Origin of the sequence: Streptomyces galbus, assembly GCF_005280195.1 — a bacterium.
In the GTDB taxonomy this organism is placed as follows: Bacteria; Actinomycetota; Actinomycetes; order Streptomycetales; family Streptomycetaceae; genus Streptomyces; species Streptomyces galbus.
Map to the genome: position 1 here is coordinate 150,492 of NZ_SZPR01000012.1, position 15,550 is coordinate 166,041.

Annotated in this window: 12 protein-coding genes and 1 tRNA gene; 3 read left to right on the forward strand and 10 right to left on the reverse strand. The window is 73.5% G+C overall.

Annotated features, from left to right (window positions below; translation table 11 throughout):
* Positions 1–89 precede the first annotated feature (89 nt).
* Together E4U92_RS13675 and E4U92_RS13680 are read right to left on the reverse strand one after the other, a co-directional pair.
* Positions 90–1,022 (reverse strand): transketolase family protein, encoded by a 933-nt coding sequence (locus tag E4U92_RS13675; protein ID WP_137300647.1) that lies wholly within the window; start codon positions 1,020–1,022, stop codon positions 90–92.
* A gap of 80 nt (positions 1,023–1,102) precedes the next feature.
* A complete protein-coding gene (locus tag E4U92_RS13680) occupies positions 1,103–1,810 on the reverse strand; it encodes a thiamine pyrophosphate-dependent enzyme (RefSeq protein ID WP_137300648.1) in 708 nt (235 codons plus the stop codon).
* Positions 1,811–1,944: 134 nt separating this feature from the next.
* On the opposite strand from E4U92_RS13680, the gene E4U92_RS13685 reads away from it, so the two are divergent.
* Positions 1,945–2,018 (forward strand) — tRNA-Pro (locus E4U92_RS13685).
* A 93-nt stretch (positions 2,019–2,111) separates the two neighbouring features.
* On the opposite strand, the gene E4U92_RS13690 is transcribed toward E4U92_RS13685, so the two are convergent.
* Positions 2,112–2,966: a helix-turn-helix transcriptional regulator gene (locus E4U92_RS13690; RefSeq protein ID WP_137300649.1), complete on the reverse strand. Its 855-nt coding sequence runs from the start codon at positions 2,964–2,966 to the stop codon at positions 2,112–2,114.
* A gap of 150 nt (positions 2,967–3,116) precedes the next feature.
* Between E4U92_RS13690 and E4U92_RS13695 the strand changes: the two genes are divergently transcribed.
* Positions 3,117–3,851 (forward strand): SDR family oxidoreductase, encoded by a 735-nt coding sequence (locus E4U92_RS13695; RefSeq protein WP_137300650.1) that lies wholly within the window; start codon positions 3,117–3,119, stop codon positions 3,849–3,851.
* Positions 3,852–3,899: 48 nt separating this feature from the next.
* Here the strand turns inward: E4U92_RS13695 and E4U92_RS13700 are convergent, their stop codons facing one another.
* Positions 3,900–4,382 carry a nuclear transport factor 2 family protein gene (locus tag E4U92_RS13700; RefSeq protein ID WP_137300651.1) on the reverse strand — a complete coding sequence of 161 codons (483 nt, stop codon included), beginning with the start codon at positions 4,380–4,382 and terminating at the stop codon, positions 3,900–3,902.
* Positions 4,383–4,858: 476 nt separating this feature from the next.
* Between E4U92_RS13700 and E4U92_RS13705 the strand changes: the two genes are divergently transcribed.
* A complete protein-coding gene (locus E4U92_RS13705; protein WP_137300652.1) occupies positions 4,859–6,046 on the forward strand; it encodes a beta-ketoacyl-[acyl-carrier-protein] synthase family protein in 1,188 nt (395 codons plus the stop codon).
* A gap of 15 nt (positions 6,047–6,061) precedes the next feature.
* Here E4U92_RS13705 and E4U92_RS13710 read toward each other — a convergent pair whose 3' ends face one another.
* The 6 genes from E4U92_RS13710 to E4U92_RS13735 all read right to left on the reverse strand — a co-directional run bounded on the left by E4U92_RS13710 (position 6,062) and on the right by E4U92_RS13735 (position 15,549).
* Entirely contained in the window at positions 6,062–8,230 is a 2,169-nt protein-coding gene (locus tag E4U92_RS13710; RefSeq protein WP_137300653.1) for a SpoIIE family protein phosphatase, read from the reverse strand.
* 202 nt (positions 8,231–8,432) lie between these two features.
* The gene (locus E4U92_RS13715) at positions 8,433–11,285 is read right to left on the reverse strand and encodes a lectin (RefSeq protein WP_137300654.1); all 2,853 of its coding nucleotides are present in this window, start codon (positions 11,283–11,285) and stop codon (positions 8,433–8,435) included.
* Positions 11,286–11,628: 343 nt separating this feature from the next.
* Positions 11,629–12,576, reverse strand: a complete 948-nt coding sequence (locus tag E4U92_RS13720) for an AEC family transporter (RefSeq protein ID WP_137300655.1) — start codon at positions 12,574–12,576, stop codon at positions 11,629–11,631.
* A gap of 130 nt (positions 12,577–12,706) precedes the next feature.
* A complete protein-coding gene (locus E4U92_RS13725; RefSeq protein ID WP_137300656.1) occupies positions 12,707–13,630 on the reverse strand; it encodes an AraC-like ligand-binding domain-containing protein in 924 nt (307 codons plus the stop codon).
* A 230-nt stretch (positions 13,631–13,860) separates the two neighbouring features.
* Positions 13,861–14,385, reverse strand: coding sequence for an NUDIX hydrolase family protein (locus E4U92_RS13730; protein ID WP_137301097.1), 525 nt, complete (start codon positions 14,383–14,385; stop codon positions 13,861–13,863).
* 24 nt (positions 14,386–14,409) lie between these two features.
* Positions 14,410–15,549 (reverse strand): amidohydrolase family protein, encoded by a 1,140-nt coding sequence (locus E4U92_RS13735; protein ID WP_137300657.1) that lies wholly within the window; start codon positions 15,547–15,549, stop codon positions 14,410–14,412.
* Position 15,550: the final 1 nt, after the last annotated feature.

The window sequence follows — 15,550 nt, forward strand, 5'->3', positions numbered from 1 at the left end:
CGGGCGACGGGCCGGGCCGGGCACCGGACGGGTGCCCGTGCCGAAGCCGGGATTCCGTGCCACCGGGCCGGCCACGGCGGCCGGCCGCATCAGCCGGCCACCGGCACCCGGCCCCCGGCGAGGAACGCGCCGATCCGCTCCCGCAGCGACCGCGCGTCCAGCCCGTGCGCCGCGACGTGCTCCTCCACGGTGCCGTACCGCCGGAGTTCCCGGCGGCCCACGCCGAGGCCCAGCACCCGGTGGGGCACGTCGGCGAGGGCGTCGTTCGCGGCGGCCGTCGAGGTGCCCGCGAGGTAGGGCTCCACCAGTACGACGTCCGCGGTGGCGTGCTCGGCGGACCAGCGCAGGGCGGCGGCGTCGAAGGGACGGACGGTCGTCGCGTACAGCACCGTGACGTCGAGGCCCTCGGTCGCCGCGAGCACCGCGTCGAGCATCGGCCCGACGGCGAGCACCACCCCGCAGCGGCCCTCGCGCACCACCAGGAACCGCTCCCCGTCCACGGGCAGCGCCGTCCTGTTCGCCTGTACCGACAGCCGTACGTACACCTTGTCGTCGGCGGTGATGTCGCCGGGCCGCACCGCGTGCCGCAGCAGGGTATCGGCCTCGTCCGGATGGCCCGGCACGTGCACGGTCCAGCCGTCGAGCGTGTCCAGCAGGGCCACGTCCCCGGGCGCCATGTGGGTGAAGCCGCCGGCCGGCCAGTCGAAGGACGCGGCGGCGCTGACCAGCACCGCGCCCACGCCCTGGTGCCCGAGGTCGAGCTTGACCTGCTCGAAGGGCCGCTCGACGAGGAAGCTGGCGAACGTGTGCACGACGGGCCGCATCCCGGTGAGCGCCAGCCCCGCGCCGGTGCCGATCAGCAGTTGCTCGCGGATGCCCACGTTGATCACGCGGTCGGGGTGGCGGGCCCGTACCGCGTCGAGGGCGGCGGCGCCGATCTCGGCGACGACGACGGCGACCCGGGGGTCCTCGTCGAGCATCCGGGAGACGGCGGGGGCGAAGCGGTCACGCATGGTGTCCATGGCGGGTGCCTCTCAGGAGGGAGGAAGCAGGGGCGGAGGAAGCAGGGGCGGAGGGAGCGGGGGCGGCGGGAGCGGTGTCGTCAGTCGGACTTGGGCTCCACGCGGGCCACGACGGCGTGCGGGCGGCCCGGGTGCGGGGCGGTGAAGGCGGCGTGCAGGGCCTCGTGGTCGCGGCCGTCGACGGTCGCCGTCGACCACCCCGCGGCCTCGAAGCGCGCCACGATGCCGCCCGGCCGGGCGTACGTGGCCGAGGAGTTGTCGACGACGACGGTGTGCAGCCGCTCCAGGCCGGCCGGGCCGGCGAAGGCGATCGCCTCGTGGTTGCTGCCCTCGTCCAGCTCCGCGTCGCCGACGAGCACCCACACCGCGGGGCCGGTGAGCCCCTGGGCGCGCAGCCCCAGCGCCGTGCCCACCGCGATCGGCAGGCCGTGCCCGAGGGAGCCGCTGCCGATCTCCACGCCCGGCACCAGGGTGCGATCCGGGTGGTGGCCGAGGGGCGAGTCGTAGGAGCCGAAGTCCGGGAGCCAGGCGGCCGGTACGAAGCCCTTCGCGGCCAGGACCGCGTAGTAGGCCATCGGGCCGTGGCCCTTCGACAGCAGGAACCGGTCGCGGCCGGGGTCGTCCACCCGCTCGGGAGCGACGCGCAGCACCCGGTCGTGGAGCACCCAGAGCACGTCGAGCGTGGAGGTGGCGGCGGGACCGTGCTTCTCGTCGCCGGTCATCCTGCCCATGAGGCCCGGCAGGTCCGCGTAGCTGTACGCCTGACGGCGTTCCTCGGTGATCGTCATGCGGACGATCGTGCAACCTCGACCAAACTTGAGGTCAAGTGCGGCGCGACCGAAACGGGTGCGCGACCACCTACCCGAGTGCGGTATTGTTTCCCTGCGCGTTCGGCCAGGGGAAACCCCAGGTCAGACGGCACCGGGACGTGGCGCAGCTTGGTAGCGCACTTGACTGGGGGTCAAGGGGTCGCAGGTTCAAATCCTGTCGTCCCGACGGTGTGGTCCGGCGGGCCTGTCGACAACGACAGGCCCGCCGGACTTTTTCGTGCCGGACGCGGTCCCGGCTCCTCCCGCCGCATCCGGCGCACTACGAGCAGCCGGGCGGTCCGGCCTCCGTGCGGCGGCGGGTGGCGTGCAGGGAGCCGAGGAGGCCGAGGGCGCGGGCGCTCGGGCTGCCCGGTTCGGCGTGGTAGATGACGAGTTGCTGTCCCGGGGCGTCGCGCACGTCGAAGGCCTGGTAGGTGAGGGCGAGCGGGCCCACCTCGGGGTGGTTCAGGTTCTTGGCGTCCCGGCTCTTGCCGCGCACGCCGTGGGCGCTCCACAGGCGGTGGAACTCCGTGCTCTGCCCGGTCAGTTCGGCGACCAGCCGACGCAGCTGCGGGCTGTCCGGGTCGAGGCCGGCGCCCTCGCGCAGATTGGCCACGGCGGCCTGGGCCGCCCGCTCCCAGTCCGCGTAGAAGTGCCGGCCCGCGGGGTCCAGGAAGATCATGCGGGCCCGGTTGTCGGCCGGGTCGAACGGGGTGAAGAGCGCGTCGGCCAGGGCGTTGGTGGCGAGGACGTCCAGGGTGCGGCCCAGGACGAACGCCGGGGTGTGCGGGTAGCCGTCCATCAACTGGCGCAGCGCCGGGCTCACCCCGGCCGCGGTGTGGACGGAGCGTTCCGCACCGGGTGCGCCGCCGGCCAGGCGGAACAGGTGCGTGCGCGCGTCGCCGTCCAGCCGCAGGGCACGGGCGAGGGCGTCCAGGACCTGGGGGGAGGGGTTGCGTTCGCGGCCCTGTTCGAGGCGGGTGTAGTAGTCGGCGTTCACCCCGGCGAGGACCGCGACCTCCTCCCGGCGCAGTCCGGCGACCCTGCGCGTCCCGTGGCTGACCATGTCCACGTCCCGTGGCGTGAGGCCGGCCCGGCGGGCGCGCAGGAAGGCCCCCAAGTGGTTCTCGTCCATGCACCACAGGCTAAGCGGCCGTCCGTCCCGCTGCCTGGGTGTGCCGTACCCAGGCGACGGCCGTCCTGGTCCGGCGCCGGCCGCCGCGCACAGACTCGGTGGCGCGGTCAGCCGACCGCGGAACCCTCCCTCTACCGGAAGGACATCGTCATGACGCAGACCACCAAGGTCGTCCTGGTGACCGGCGCCAGCAGCGGGATCGGTGAGGCCACGGCTCTGCGCCTGGCCGCCGACGGCCACCGGGTGCTCTTGGGCGCGCGCCGCACCGAGCGCCTGGAGAAGCTGGCCGCGCGGATCGCCGCCGACGGGGGCACCGCCGGCTTCCGGCGGCTCGACGTCACCGACGCGGCCGACGTACGGGCCTTCGTGTCGGCCGCGGTCGAGCGCTGGGGGCGGGTGGACGTGATGGTCAACAACGCCGGCGTGATGCCGCTCTCGCCCCTGTCGGAGCTGAGGGTGGACGAGTGGGACCGGATGCTCGACGTGAACGTCCGCGGGGTGCTGCACGGCATCGCGGCCGCCCTGCCGGTCATGCGGGAGCAGGGCGGCGGCCACATCGTGAACGTCGCCTCGGTCGGCGCGTACGAGGTGGTGCCCACGGCTGCCGTCTACTGCGCCACCAAGTTCGCCGTGCGCGCCCTGTCCGAGGGGCTGCGCCAGGAGTCGGCCGGGGACATCCGGGTCACCGTGGTCTCCCCGGGCGTCACCGAGTCCGAGCTCGCCGACTCCATCTCCGACCCGCGGGCGCGCGAGGACATGAAGACCTACCGCTCGGTGGCGGTACCGGCGTCCGCGATCGCCGACGCCATCGCCTTCGCCGTCTCCCAGCCCGCCGAGGTGGACGTGAACGAACTCGTGGTGCGCCCGGCCGCCAGCGCACAGTAGGGAGGCGCGTCACGGGAGGGGCGCCCCCGCCCCTCCCGTGGGCGGAGGTCAGTGCCGGGGCACCATCGACTCGTCCTGCCCTTCGGTCCAGCTCACCCCGAGCCGCTGTTCGGTGAGGAGCCACCCGTCGGCGCCGCGCCGGTAGCGCCAGGCGTACGGGCCGCCCATGGCGAAGTGGTCGTCGGGCCGATCGGCGTGCTGGACGGCGAGGAACCACATGTAGCCGTACCCCCGCGCCCGGTCGCCCGTCACCTCGAAGTGCAGGTTGAGGATGTGGTGCTGCATCGCGGGATATCCGTTCTCGGCCTCCCGCACGCGCTCGTGAATGGTCTCCCGGCCGCGCAGGGTGCCCCACGGCTCGAACTCGAACACCGCGTCCTCGGACCAGCAACTGATCCAGGTGTCCCAGTCCTTGAGGTCCAGGGCGCGCCACGCCCGGAGCATCAGGGTGCGCAGGACGTGCTGGTCCTCCAGCTCGCCGAGGCGGGCGAGGAGGCGGTCGTGGGTGTCGGCGGGGATGCTGTCGGTCATGTCGGGCGGGTCCCTTCTCGGTTGCCGGACGCGGCGGCCGGGGGGCCGGGCGGCGTGTGGTGACGTCAGGTTGCCGCGCCGCCGGCACCCCTCTCCAGGACGGCTGCCGCCTGGGTGTCCCGCACCCTGTCGCGCCCGGCCTGCGGTCACCCGAGCGCCCACCCGCCGGCCCGCCGCCCGGAGTGCGGGGCGACGGGGTGTCAGGTGGGCACCGGGCGACCGGGTCCACGGGACATGTGCCGTGTCACGGGGTGTGTGCCGTGTCACGCCTCTCGAAGGGCAAGCGAGTTGTGTGCATCACAGCGCAAATGTCCCTTTATGGGTCATGCTCGTCGTGGTTGCCCGCTCCCGAAGTGGAGCCCATGGGGCCCGTTTTGGGCACCCGCTCCGACGGTGACCCAGAGCACAGCACTCGCGACGTCCCCCCGTCGCCCGTTCGACCGTTCGCCCCCATCCCTCCGGGAAGGTGCCGCACCATGGCCGCTTACCTCTGTCCTCCTGCCGTCATACACGGCGAGCACACCGTGAAGACCAGTCAGATCGTGGCGGAGGTCCGCGACCGCCACCCGCACGCGGCGTGGGCCCCGCGGATCGATGGCATCGCGGCCGGCACGGGCATCGACAGCCGTGGCTGGATGCTGCCCCTGGAGACGGCCGTCGCCCCCGGCAGCGGCAACGGGCTGCGGGGTGTCGGCGTCGAGCCGGCCCAACAGGCGCTGGCCCGCGAGGGGTTCAGCCGGCAGGACGTGGACCGCGTGATCGCCGCCCTGGAGACCGTCCCCGCCCCGCAGACCGTGCAGGAGCGCACCGCGCCGGCCTGGGAGGCCGTGCAGTCGTACGGGGAGCGCGCGGCCCGCGGGGCCCTGCAGACCGCCGGCCTCGACGCCTCGGACGTCGACTGCCTCATCACCAGCCACTCCACCACCCCGGCGCTGCCCGGTCTGGACGTGGCCCTGGCCAACCGGCTCCCGCTCCGCGACGACGTGCTGCTGCTGCCGGCCACCCAGTGGGCCTGTATCGCGGGCACCCGCTCCCTGGCGCTGGCCGCGGATCTGGTGGCCGCCGACCCCGACCGGGTGGTCCTGGTCGTCATCGCCGAGGCGCTGAGCACGACCTACCAGCCCGCCGACGACACCCTCGAGTCCCTGATCGTCCGGCTGCTGTTCGCGGACACCGCGGTGGCCGCGGTGGTCACCGGACGCCGGCGGCGCGAGTCGGTGCTGCGGCTGGACGCCGCCTGGCACCACACCCTGCCCGGCACCCAGGACCTGCACCGGCTGGAGACGCGGGCGGACGGCACCCACTTCGTGATGGACCGGCGGGGGCCGCGTGCCGTGCAGGAGACGGTCACCGCCATGTGGGAGTGGCTGCGCGTCCGCTACCAGGACCACCCCGGCGCGTGGCACCCCGACGTGCTGCTCGCGCACCCCGGAGGGACGCGGGTGCTGGAGTACATGGAGCAGACGATGCCCGAGTCGTGGCCGTCGGGGCTGCTGGACTACAGCCGGGACAGCTACACCAGCGGCAACCGCGGCGGCGCCGCCGTGTTCGACATCCTGCGGCGGGCGCACGACGCCGGGCTGCAGAAGCCCGGGAACCGGGCCGTGCTGTACGCGGCGGCGCCGGGCCTCACCGCCACCGCCCTGGACGGGGAGTGGCTGTAGGGCACGGCGGCCCGGTCATCTCGCGACCTCCGCCCAGACCACCTTCCCGGTGTCCGTCCACCGCACCCCCCACCGGGTGGTGAGCTTGTGCAGGATGCGCAGGCCACGCCCGCCGTCGTCGAACAGGTGGCCGCGGCGCAGCCGCGGCCTGCCGTTGCCGGTGTCGCCGACCTCGCACAGCAGGCCGTGCCCGGTCCTGATCAGCCGCACCGTGATGGGCCCGGCCGCGAAGCGCACCGCGTTCGTGACCAGCTCGCTGACCAGCAGCAGCACGTTGTCCCGGGTGTGGTCCCTGATCTGCCACCGCCGCAGCAGCGCCGCCACCTGGACACGCGCCCGGGCCGGGGCGTCGTAGCGGGCGGGCAGCCGCCAGGTCGCGGTGTCCTCGTTCCGGTAGCCGATCATGCGGGCCAGCAGCAGGGTCACGTCGTCGCGCTGGGGCACGGGGGCCAGGGCGGCGACGACGTGGCGGGCCGCCTGCTGCAGGCCGTCCCAGGGGTGCACCGTGGACACGGCGCGTGCCAGCTCGGCGATCCCCTCGTCGATCGGCACGGCCGGGTCCTCCACCAGGCCGTCGGTGTACAGGGCGAGCACCGAGCCCGGGGGTGCGTCGAAGGTGTGCACGTCGTACGGTTCGCGCAGCGCGAACTCGGCGCCCAGGCCGGGGTGCGGGCGGACGGAGAGCGGGCCCGCGTGCCCGTCCGGTGAGACCAGGACCGGCGGGAGGTGGCCGGCGCTGGACAGGGTCACCTGGTGGCTGACCGGGTCGTACAGGGCGATGCAGCAGGTCGACCCGAGGGCGCTGTAGCCGGCCGTCAGCCCGGACTCGGTGTCGTCCAGCATCGTCACGGTCTCGTCCAGGCGCTCCAGCACCTCGTCGGGCGCCAGCCCCGCGGACAGCAGGGCGCGGGCCTCCATGCTGAGCTGGCCCATGGTCGCCGCGGCTCCCAGACCGTGCCCGACGACGTCACCGACCACCAGCGCGGTGCGGCCGTCCGGGAGCGGGAAGCTGTTCACCCAGTCGCCGCCGACGCCCGCGCTGTCGGGGGTCGCGGGCTGGTAGACGCTGGCGATCTCGACGGTGTCCCCGCCGGTGCGGGGCAGCAGCCGGCGCTGCAGGGCCAGCACCTGGGTGTGCTCGCGCTGGTGCTGCCGGGCCAGGTCGATGTGGTGGGCGGTGCGCGCCACCAGCTCCTGCAGGTCGAACAGCTCGCTGTCGCGGAAGGGGCTGTCCGAGCGCCGCCAGACCTCCGCCACGCCCAGGACCACGCTCGGCGCGCTGTCCAGGACCAGCGGGATGCAGGCGACGCCGGCCGACCGGTCACCCGGCACCAGGGCGCGTACGGCCCGGGGACTGCCGAGGGCGCGCTCGACCGCCTCCCGGTCGGGGATCACGACGGTCCGCGGGGTGTCGCCCCGGAGCACGGCCTGCGCCAGCAGGCGGCCGGCGTCACCGGGCAGATCGTCGCCCGGGGTCACGTACCCCTCGGGCCACGCCCGGTCCGGCACCAGGGCCGCCCGCCGCAGCCGGATGCGCCCCTGCGGCTGCCCGGCGACCCTCTCGCCCGTCCAGACCGCGAAGTCCAGGTCGACGGCGGCCACGTCTCCCCAGGCCAGCAGGGACTGCGCCAGCGACTGCGCGGTCTCGCCGATGTCCAGCGAGGTGCCGATGGCCGTCTCGGCGGCGTACAGGTGCAGCCTCCTGGCCATGGCGATCACGGAGACGGTCAGGCCCTCCTCGGGCGCCGCGGCGGGCAGGATGCTCATCGAGACGACCAGCTCCGACCCGTCGGTGCGGCGCAGCCGCTGGATGCGGGCGACGTGCGCCTCACCGCTGTCCGCGACCTGCCGCAGCCGCCGGGTGACCGTCGGTACGTCCCCCTCCGGCAACAGGTCGACGAAGGGCTTGCCCGCCGCGGCGTCCAGGCCGTCGAACACCGGCGCGTCCAGGTTGCAGCGGGTGATGACCAGGTCGCGGTCCAGGTTGAGCGCGCCGAGGATCTGCTCCTGCTGGCCGGCCGCCAGGTCGTCCGGGACGGACCGGTGCGTGCCGTCCTCCCCTTGCGCGTCACCGGCACCAGCGCCGGCGGCCGCTGCCGTCCCGCCGCGCGGGAGGTAGCGGCCGAGGGCGCTGCTGACCAGGCCGAACGCGGAAGACGACGAAGAGGAGGGTGTGGAGTCCATACGGCTCTCTCGGCAGTCCCCGGCGCAGCGCCGGGGCCGTACTCGGTCCCGTGCGACGGGGCCCCGAGATCCCTGACCGCACACCTCATTCAATAACACCGGCGGTCGCTTCGCCCACACCTGCGTGCCTCGCCCGCCGCGCCGACGGACCCGTGCCGTTCATCGGCCCGCCGGGCGAGGCCCCGCACCCGGTCCCGGCGGGTCAGCGGCGCAGCGTGTGAGCGGCCGGTGCGGTCCTCCCCCCGGGTCCGGCCGCGGCCGGGGCGGCCGGGAGCGTCCAGTTCTGCGCGCCCGTGCCGTTGCAGGTGTAGATCTGCAACTGGGTACCGCCGGACGTGGCGGAGTTCGGGACGTCCAGGCACTTGCCGGACTGCGGGTTCACGAGGGAGCCGGCCGTGCCCGAGGTCCACCGCTGTGCGCCGGTGCCGTTGCAGCGGTAGAGCTGGACCGGCGTGCCGTCGGCGGTACCGCTGTTGCTGACGTCCACGCACTTGCCGAGCACCCGGAGTGTGCCGTCGGGGGCGATCGTCAGGTCCTGGGCGTAGGTCTGGTTGCAGCCCCAGGTCTGGATGTGCGTGCCGTCCCCGGTGCCCGAGTCGGCGACGTCGACACAGAGCTTCCCGCTGCCGCCGGTCACGCCGGACGTGACCGGTCCCACCCGCGGTGAAGCCGGGGCCGCGACGCCACCGGAGTAGGAGGGCGGGGCGGCGGAGGCGGCGGAGGCCCACCCGGTGTCGGGCGCGGTGCCCAGCGTGAAGGTGAGGGTGCCGCCGGAGGTGAGGGCCGTGGCGGGCGCGTAGGCGTTGTTCCAGGCGTCCCCGTCGAACGTGGCCGACTGGACGTAGGGCGCGTCGTCCGCGGCTCCGGTGCCGTTGACGGTCAGCGTCCTGCCCGAGGGCAGGGTGACGACCGCCTGCGGGAAGACCGGGGACCCGAGGGCGAGGTCGGCCGTGCCCGGGGTCTGCGGGAACATGCCGAGCGCGGACCACACGTACCAGGCGCTCATCGCGCCGAGGTCGTCGTTGCCGTCGGCGAGCCCGCTCGGGGTGTCGGACCAGATCTGGTTCTGGATGGCCCGGACCGTGCCCTGCGTCTTGTACGGCGCCCCGGTGTAGTCGTACTCCCACGGCAGTTCGATGCTGGGCTCGTTGCCCACCCACGCGTAGCCCTTGTCACCGGTGAAGCTGCGCAGCACGGTGTCGAGGTAGTGGTTCATGACGGTGTTCCCGCCCTTGGCCCGGGCGAGCCCGGCCACGTCGAACGGGATCATGCCGGTGTAGATCCACGAGTCGCCCTCGACCATGTCCGTACCGCTGGTGGGGTCGAACCCGCCCGTCCAGGACCCGTTGGCGTTGCGGGGTTCCACGAACCCGGAGGCGGGGTTGAGCACGTTGCGCCAGTCCTGCGCCCGGGCGGCGTACGTCTTCTGGTCGGCGCTGTCACCGAGGGAGCCGGCCAGCGCGGACAGGGCGAAGTCGGCGGTGTCGTACTCCAGCGTGGTGGCGACCGGCCCGTAGAAGTTGCAGCAGCCGTAGCTGCCGTCGTGCGGCATGTAGCCGGGGGAGTTCAAGTAGTTCAGGCCCGGCCGGTCGTTGTTGGCCTTCGACGCCTGGGCCACCAGGCCCCGGAGCGTCTCGGCGGTGTCGAACTGCCGGGCGCCGAAGGCGTAGTAGTCGGCGACGACGGCGGCGGCGGGGTCACCCACCATGACGTACGACTCGCCGTTGTACTCCGACCACTTGGGGAAGAGACCGGTCTGGCGGTAGTCGTCGAGCATCGACTGCGCCGTGTCGGAGGCCACCTGCGGGTCGACCAGCGCCTCCAGTTGCGCCTGGGAGCGGTAGATGTCCCACCCGGAGTAGTTGCCGTAGACGGCCTGGTGACCGGGGTCGACGGTGTGCGTGCGGCCGTCGAACCCCGCGTACTGCCCGTTGGTGTCGCTGACGATGTTCGGGTGCAGCAGCGAGTGGTACAGCGCCGTGTAGAACATCCGCTGGTGAGCCGCCGTGCCGCCACCGATCTGGATCTTGCCGAGCTCCGCGTTCCACGCGTTCTGGGCGGCCGCACGGGTGGCGTCGAAGTCCCAGCCCGCGTTCTCCGCGGCCCGGTTGGCGGAGGCGTTGGCGACGGAGACGTAGCTGATGCCGACCTTGGCCTGCACGGTCGGGTGGGCGGTCGCGTCGAACGTCACGTACCCGTTCTGGGCGGCGGCCCGGGCGGGTCCCACCACGGCGGCGGAGGTGGAGGCCCTGCCGGAAGCGGGGGCCGGACCGCCGTGCAGCACCGGCCTGTCGGGCCTCTCCACGGCGGTCCGGCCGGCGCCGTGGACGGCCGGCCGGCGCAGGGTGGACGTGGCCGCGGGAGTGCCGCTGCTCTTGAACGGCTGGTCGAAGACCATGTCGAAGTAGACGGTGTACGTGTTGCCCGCGCCGCAGAAGTGCCCGCTGGTGACCTGCCCGCTCACCTCGGTGGGCGAGACCACGGTGAACTGGGTGCTGCTCGCGCCGTTCTGGCTGCCCGTCAGCTTGAAGACGAGGTTGGCCTGGGTGGTCGAGGGAAACGTGAAGCGTGCCATGCCGCTGCGCTTCGTGGCGGTCAGCTCGGTGGTGACCTTGTTGTCCAGCGCCACCTTGTACGTACCGGCGGAGGCGGTCTCGGCGGCGTGCGAGAAGCTGTCGGCCGCCGAGGTGCTGACGGCGCCGACGGTCGGGAGCACCGGGACGTCGCCGGCGGCGCCGCAGCCCGGGCCCGCGATGTGGGTCAGGCTGAAGCCGGTGATCGACTTGTCGTTGTACTCGTACCCGCCGCCCGGGGGCCGCGAGGGGGTGTCGGGGCTCCACTGCACCATGCCGAACGGCACGTCGGCGCCGGGGAAGTCGTTGGCCTCGTTCGACGTCCCGATGAACGGGTCGACGAGCGTGGCGGGGGCGGTCACCAGGGCCGCGGAGGCGGATGCCGCCGCCGCGGCGGGCGCGACGAGGAAGGTCGCGGCGCAAGCGGTGGCCGCCAGCAGCCCGATGCCCAGGGCCGCGGGTGGACGGGAGGTGGGTCTCATGTCCGTCTGCTCCTTGTGCTCGTGCCCACCTGGTGCGGGACCGGCGGGCAGCGTGCGGGACAGGACTGTGCGGGGGGCTCTGACAACGTTGTCTACCGATCGCGTGAACCGGATGCCGGGAGGGCGGAGCGTGGTGTGTTCGGCGCACGGCGGGGCGGTCGGAGATGCCGGGGCAGGGCGCGTGCTTCCCCGGGACGGTAGGGCGGTTTGCAGGTTCACGTCAATAGTGGGCGCGGGTCCCCGACGCGGCCGGCACGTTGCGGCGCGACCAGTGAAGTCAGGCCCGGGGAAGCGGAGTCGCGGCAGTGGGCCTGCCGGTCTGCGGAGGGTGTGGGGGAGGGCGTCAGGCCCGGTGGGCCCATTGCACGAGCAAGGGCAGCAGGATCAGTGCCGCGACCGAGCTCTTGATCACGAGGGCGGCGGACATGTCGATGCCCACGTCGTAGCGCTGCGCGAAGATGAACAGGTTCTGCGGGGTCGGCATCGCCGCGATGAGGACCAGATAGCGCAGCCAGTCGCCGTGCACCCCGAAGCCGTACCGGGCCACGGCGAACGCCAGCAGGGGGAAGACCACGCACTTGAAGGCGATGATGCCCCCCTCTTCCAGGGTGGTGCCCCGTATCGACGGCCCCGCCCCGCCCAGGTGCAGTCCGAGGGCGAACAGCGCCACCGGGGAGGCGCTGCCGCCGACGAAGGCGAAGCTGTCCAGGACGGTCCGCGGCAGCGGCACGGACAGCAGGTTGAGCAGGACGCCCCCGTTGCAGGCGATGACCAGCGGCGTCAGCAGGGAGGCGCCCACGGCCGCTCCGAGCTGCCGGCTCCGGCTGCGGGTGCGGTCCGCCCGCCCCAGTTCCATCACCGCGATGACGACGAGGGACAGCACGCACACCTGGAAGAGGAGCACGGGGAAGATCGGTGCCGCGTTCCCGAACAGCATGATGAAGACGGGGACGGCGAAATAGGCCGTGTTCACCTGGACGGCCGCCATGACGCGCAGCGCGATGCCGCGCGGCTCGCGGATGCCGCAGGCCCATGCCAGCGCGCCGACGACGACCACCGCGAGACCCGCCGCCGTCGCGTACCCGGTGATCGCCCGCCACTTGAACAGAGCGCCGAGATCGCTGGAGTAGATGTTGCCGAACAGGTAGCACGGGACCGCGAAGAGGAAGGCGTAGTCCGCGAAGACCTTGGAGCTCTCGGCCGGCACCACCTTCCGTCGCGCGAGGACGGCCCCGCACCCGAAGGCAAGCATCACCGGCGTGAGCTTTTCCAGCGCCTCGACCGCTCCCATGCATGTGCCCTTGCTGTCATGGCGCCCGTGGAGGGGCCCCGTTCCCTGCCGTGCGCTCATGACGAGGCGCCGGTGACCGCCGACCGCTGACCAGTGTCCGGACGGCCCGGTCGCCGCCCACGTCGTGATGTCAGGGCCGCGGCCGGCGCAGGTCGCTCACGGTTTCGCCGAACTCGCTCCTCAGCGCCCTGCCGAGGTGCTTGGTGTCGTGCACGCCCCATCGTGCCGCGACGGCCGCCGTGGAGACGTCCGCGAAGGCGGGGTCGAGGAGATCTCGCCGGATCCGGCGCAGGCGTTCGTGCCGGACCCAGGCGGCGAAGGTGAGGTCGCTCTCCTTGAAGAGCGCATGCAGGTGTCGTACGGAGATGTTGTGCCGGCGTGCGGTGCGTTCCGCGTTCAGCCGCGGGTCGTCCAGGTGGGCCAGCACGTAAGCGCGGATGCGCTCGACGAGGTCGCTCGCGACGGGAGGGCGTGCGCACGTGGTGTCGGCGAACGCCCCGAGCAGGAGTGCGGTGAGGGCGTCGGCGAGGTGCATGCGTGCCGCACCGTCCCGGGGGAGGTCCGCGTCGACGGCGGACAGTGCCTGGTCCAGGAGCCTGCCGATCGCGCCCTGGGCGGGGACGGACAGCGCGGTACGCCGGCCGATGGTGTCCCCGTGCCTGCCGAGGACCGCCCGGGGAACGCACAGCACCGTGAAGTCACTGGGGACGGCGCCGACGAGCCGGTACGGCCGCGTGCTGTCGCACGTGAACAGCTCGCCCGGCCGCACGGTGGTGGTGCGGTCGTCCTGGATCGCGGTGACCAGGCCGCGATGGACCAGATTGACGTGCAGCCATTCCATGCCGCTGGACGTGATGCGGCTGCTGTCCCGCGTCACCGTCGCCGCGGTGGCCCGGATCCGGACGACGACGAGCGGGCCGACGGCGGCCTGGTCGACCACCGCTCCGCACTCCCGCGGGTCCGGACCGACCACCTGCAGCGGTGCGCACCGGGCCGAGGTGAATGCCTCGAAGGACTTGGTTGCTGGTGAACCGGAACCCGTGCGCTGCGTCATGCCGTACACCCCCGAGCTGCGTGCATGTGCGATGGCGGGGGAATTCTGCGCGAGGACGGGGGTCTTGCGGCAAGCCCCCGAGCGCGCTATAAGTTGAGAGTGGCAAAGAGCGGGTGACCCCTCTTTGCCTTTCTTGTTTCCCGGGCCCGGGTGAGGGCACCGGTCGCCGTCAGGGCGCGCGTCGTTGGACGCCCGCCCCGACGGCACCTCGGAAGCCGGGCCCCCCGGTGTCAGCCGAGGCCCACGTGGGCCAGGGCCTGGCGGAGCAGGAAGCCGTGGCCGCCCGGCATCTCGCTCTGCACCTCGGGTGAGGCCGCCTCGTGCGGGCTGAACCAGACCAGGTCCAGCGCGTCCTGCCGGGGCCGGCAGTCACCGGTCACCGGCACGATGTACGCCAGCGACACCGCGTGCTGGCGCGGGTCGTGGTACGGGGTGATGCCGACCGTGGGGAAGTATTCGGCCACCGTGAACGGCTGCAGGGAGGTGGGGACCCGGGGCAGCGCGACCGGGCCGAGGTCCTTCTCCAGGTGGCGCAGCAGGGCGTCGCGGACCCGCTCGTGGTGCAGGACCCGGCCGGAGACCAGCGTGCGGCTGACCGTCCCGTCCGGGCCGATGCGCAACAGCAGCCCGATGCTGGTGACTTCGCCGCTCTCGTCGACGCGCACGGGCACGGCCTCGACGTACAGGATCGGCATGCGGGCGCGGGCCAGTTCCAGCTCGTCCTGGCCCAGCCAACCGGGTGTGGTCTCGGTCATGTCAGACATTGCTTGATCATACTTTCAGTGTCCGGAAGGGAGCCGGTAGACCCGGCGGGCATTGTCCGCTCCCGCCCAGCGCGCGAGCCGCAGCGCGTCGGACAGGTGCAGTTCGTCGGTGTCCACGCGGTCCTGGAGCAGGTCGCCCAGTCCGCGGCGGAACGCCAGCGCGCCGAGGTGGTAGAACTCGGCCACACCGTAGGCGTCGGAGCTGTACAGCAGTTTGCGGAACGGTGTGATCTCCAGTGCCTCCTCCAGCACCGCCCGCGCCCGTGCCGGGCCCACGTGGTGCAGGGTGAGCCCGACGTCCAGGTACACGTGCTCGAACACCGCGGCCAGGTAGGCGGCCCGGCGCTGGTAGGGCCAGCAGTGCAGCAGCAGTACCGGGACGCTGCCGGCGATCGCGTGCAGCCAGTCGGTGAGCAGGCTGGGGTCGGCCCGGTGCAGCCGCAGGTCGGCGTCGCCGAAGCCGGTGTGCAGCTGCAGGGGCAGGCCCAGGTCCACGGCGGTCCACAGCAGGTGACGGACGAGGACCGGGTCGTCGAGTCGGCCGCCGCGCGCCAGCCAGGTCCGGGCCGCGCGCGTGACCTCGGCGTCCGAGGGGCGGGCCGGGTCGAGGCCGAAGCCGGTGCGGTAGGCGGCCACCGACTTCACCCCGACCACGCCGGGGCGGCGCACCGAGTCCAGCGCGGCCGCGCGGAACGCGTCGGCGTACGCCCCGGCGTCCACGCCCCGCGCGGCCACCGTCTCCGCCACCCCCTCCAGCCGTACGACCTCGTGGGCGGTGCCGCCCCCCGCCCGGGCGAGAGCGGCGGGCGGGGTCAGCGGGAGCGGCGCGTACCCGGTGTCGACGCAGAAGACGCCGGTGCGGGCGGCCGTCAGGAAGCGCCGGTCGACCTCCCGGGCGCCGAGCGCCGCGCGCCGGGCGACGTAGTCCTCGCGCGGCGCGTGGCGCGGCAGGTCGAGCAGGGGCGCGCAGTGGCGGCGGACGGCCACCCCGGCGGGTGTGTCGAAGGGGGACAGGCCGGGCCACCGGTCGCCCTCGGTGAGCAGCGACTCGAACCCCGGCCCGTCGAGGTCGCCGGCGGCCACGCCGTGGCAGTGGTGGTCGACCAACTCCAGGGCGGCCAGCGCCTCGTGGACCGGTCCCTCGGGGGCGCCCACG

Bases quoted from the DNA above. Each gene is read 5' to 3' on its own strand.
- E4U92_RS13675 (WP_137300647.1), bottom strand. From the start codon at position 1,022: ATGGACACCATGCGTGACCGCTTCGCCCCCGCCGTCTCCCGGATGCTC.
- E4U92_RS13710 (WP_137300653.1), bottom strand. From the start codon at position 8,230: ATGGACTCCACACCCTCCTCTTCGTCGTCTTCCGCGTTCGGCCTGGTC.
- E4U92_RS13690 (WP_137300649.1), bottom strand. From the start codon at position 2,966: ATGGACGAGAACCACTTGGGGGCCTTCCTGCGCGCCCGCCGGGCCGGC.
- E4U92_RS13715 (WP_137300654.1), bottom strand. From the start codon at position 11,285: ATGAGACCCACCTCCCGTCCACCCGCGGCCCTGGGCATCGGGCTGCTG.
- E4U92_RS13705 (WP_137300652.1), top strand. From the start codon at position 4,859: ATGGCCGCTTACCTCTGTCCTCCTGCCGTCATACACGGCGAGCACACC.
- E4U92_RS13730 (WP_137301097.1), bottom strand. From the start codon at position 14,385: ATGACCGAGACCACACCCGGTTGGCTGGGCCAGGACGAGCTGGAACTG.
- E4U92_RS13680 (WP_137300648.1), bottom strand. From the start codon at position 1,810: ATGACGATCACCGAGGAACGCCGTCAGGCGTACAGCTACGCGGACCTG.
- E4U92_RS13700 (WP_137300651.1), bottom strand. From the start codon at position 4,382: ATGACCGACAGCATCCCCGCCGACACCCACGACCGCCTCCTCGCCCGC.
- E4U92_RS13695 (WP_137300650.1), top strand. From the start codon at position 3,117: ATGACGCAGACCACCAAGGTCGTCCTGGTGACCGGCGCCAGCAGCGGG.
- E4U92_RS13725 (WP_137300656.1), bottom strand. From the start codon at position 13,630: ATGACGCAGCGCACGGGTTCCGGTTCACCAGCAACCAAGTCCTTCGAG.
- E4U92_RS13720 (WP_137300655.1), bottom strand. From the start codon at position 12,576: ATGGGAGCGGTCGAGGCGCTGGAAAAGCTCACGCCGGTGATGCTTGCC.